The sequence below is a fragment of the Rhodococcus sp. (in: high G+C Gram-positive bacteria) genome, from assembly GCF_049286785.1.
Classification (GTDB): domain Bacteria; phylum Actinomycetota; class Actinomycetes; order Mycobacteriales; family Mycobacteriaceae; genus Rhodococcus_F.
The window spans coordinates 1-2,645 of the sequence record NZ_JBAQEO010000473.1 but is presented as its reverse complement, the minus strand read 5'-3'; the positions used below and the strand labels follow the sequence as shown (position 1 = coordinate 2,645).

3 protein-coding genes are annotated in these 2,645 nt (G+C 66.6%); all 3 read right to left on the bottom strand.

Going from position 1 to position 2,645, the window contains the following annotated elements; genetic code table 11:
* On the bottom strand, positions 1 to 347 hold a 347-nt coding region (locus WAW17_RS17040; RefSeq protein WP_422334120.1), incomplete at its 3' end, for a transglutaminase-like domain-containing protein.
* Entirely contained in the window at positions 344 to 1,804 is a 1,461-nt protein-coding gene (locus WAW17_RS17035; protein ID WP_422334119.1) for a cytochrome P450, read from the bottom strand. The genes WAW17_RS17040 and WAW17_RS17035, both read right to left, overlap by 4 nt.
* 68 nt (positions 1,805 to 1,872) lie before the next feature.
* On the bottom strand, positions 1,873 to 2,645 hold a 773-nt coding region (locus WAW17_RS17030), incomplete at its 5' end, for an NAD(P)/FAD-dependent oxidoreductase (RefSeq protein ID WP_422334118.1).

The window sequence follows — 2,645 nt, the reverse complement described above, 5'->3', positions numbered from 1 at the left end:
ATGAGCGCTCGCAACGCTTCGGTCTGCAAATGATTTCGGACGTCGGCAAAGCCCAGCAGCGCCGGAATCCCTGCCGCACGGCACACCGCGGTCAAGAGCACCGCCTTCGGGACGCAATAGGCGCGCCCGGTCTCGAGGACGAAGCTCGCTCGATAATGGGCGGGATCGTCCGACACCGGGTAGGGGTCGTACCAGATCTGGTCGCGGACGGTGGCGAAGAGGCGCTTCGCCTTGTCCCGGTCGGTGCTCGCATCCCCAACCGCGGCGGCGGTGAACGCCCGGACGGACTCGTGCTCGATGTCGAGGAAGTCGGTCGCCCCCAAGTACGCCACCGGTGCCTGATTCATCTGCGCTCCAGGGTGATCGGCAACCCGTCGACCGGAATGGGGAGCGAGGTGTTGTCCCACCTCGCTTCATACTGGTCGGGGACCGTCCAGGTGTAGGTGCGCAGCATGTGGTGCAGAATCGCCTTGACCTCGAGGGTGCCGAAGTGCAGACCGATGCACTTGTGTACCCCTCCTCCGAAGGGGATCCACCCGAGGCGGTGATTCTGGTCCTCACGCCGCGGTTCGCTGAAGCGGTCAGGGTCAAAGGTGTCGGGGTCGGTCCAACACGACTCGTCGAAGTGGTTCACCGACGGAGCCACGGCCACCAGGGTGTCCGCCGGGATGTGGTGTCCGGCAATCTCCACGTTCTCGACCGTCTTGCGCATCACGATTGGCACGGGCGCCACCAGACGCAGCGTCTCCTTGATCACCAGGTCGAGAGTCCCCAGCGAGTCCAGGTCGTCGATGTCCGGGCGGCGTCCACCGAGTTGGTCGGACTCGGCCCGCGCCCGTTCCTGCCAGGCCGGGTGCTTGGCGAGGAAGTAGGCGGCAGCGGTGGTGGTGATGGTTGATGTGTCGTGGGCCGCCATCATCAAGAAGATCATGTGGCTGACGACGTCCTCATCGGTGAACGCCTCACCGTCGGCCGTGCGCGCATGGCACAGCCCCGCAAAGAGGTCGCCTCCCTGGCCACTTCGAGCCGCCGGCAGGTGCCGGGTGAAGTAGTCCTCCAAGAGCGCGCGCCCACGGACTCCGGCTCGCCAACGAGTCCCCGGCAGCGGGAAACGGATGATCGAGCTGGCCGCACGCACGGTGGCCACGAAGGCGTCGTTGATGGCGTCGGTGTCCTCGCTCCCCCCCCGACCTGCCATGAAGACCTTCGTTGCGACGTCGAGAGTCAGGGCCTTCAGCAGCGGGTAGATGCGCGTGGACTGGCCCGCTGTCCACCCGGGGATGCTGGTCTCCAGCGTCGGGCCGAGCTGGTCGACGTAGCCGGCGAGCCGGTCGCGGGTGAACGCCTCCTGCATGATCCGCCGATGCATCCTGTGTTCGTCGAAGCTCATCAACATCAGGCCCCGGTGAAAAAAGGCATCGATGAGATAGGTCCACCCATCCTGGGAGAACGACTTCGCCTTGGTCGTCAGCACCTCCTGTGTGGCATCCGGGCCGGCCACCGCCACTATTTTCGTGCCGAAGGCGCCCATCCACGAGACCGGTCCTAACCGCTGGTACCTGGCCCGGGAGAAGTTAGAGCCGAACCGGATGTAGTCCAGGGTGTGACCGAGCAGAGGCAAGCCGGCGGTCCCTAGGACCGGCTTGAGGCCCGACCCCGCCGGGGGCGGGGCGAGCTCACGGACAGGCCACCGGTCACTGGCCCTTAGCAGGGCCGCGTCGACCCGACTCGGCAGTGGCACCATGAGGACCGACGAGAGCCGCTCACGACCCTTCGCCAGCGGGAGATGGATGACGTTCGTCACTGATGTTCCTTTCCGAAACGCGGTCCGCACTCGCTGTCGTCGTACCCATCGCCCAAGGACCCGTCATCTCAGGCCGAGCCGGCGAGCACCAGTTCGGCCCGGTCGATGGGGAGTTGCTGCGTGATGGCCCGCTTGCTGAACATGAAGTCGCGGGGACGGTTGATGCAGTCGGCGGCAATGAGCTCGCCGGCACGGAGGTAGAAGCAGGTGAAGTCGCGGTCCCGGGTCGGGTCGCCGCGGAGGACGACTTCGTCGTACCCGGTGTTGAGACCGGCGATCTGGAGCTTGAGATCGTATTGATCTGACCAGAACCATGGAAGCGCCGCTATCTTCTTGGACTTCCCGCAGACGGTCGCGGCGGCGACCTTGGCCTGCTCGGCCGCGCTCGGCACGGACTCCAGGCGTATGCGACGGCCGTAACGGGCCATGTCGTGACTGGCGCAGTCCCCGGCGGCCACGATGTCGGGGTCGCTGGTCCGGGTTTGGTCGTCGATCACGATGCCGTTGTCGACGACCAGACCCGCGGCGGCGGCGAGCTCGGTGTTCGGCTCAACGCCGATGCCGACAATGACGAGGTCGGCGGGAATTGATTCGCCACTGGCCAGGATCACTTCGCGGACCCTGCCGTCGCCGGACAGAGCCTCGACCAGCGCGCCCGTCCGGATGTTCACGCCCTCCTCCCGGTGGATCCGGTCGAAGAACGCCGATACCTCCGGGGCGGTGACCCGCTCGAGGACGCGCCCGGTCGCCTCGAGCACGGTGACCTCCAGACCCAGTGCACGCAACGAGGCGGCCGTCTCCAGTCCGATGTAGCCGCCGCCGACGATCACGGCCCGACGCC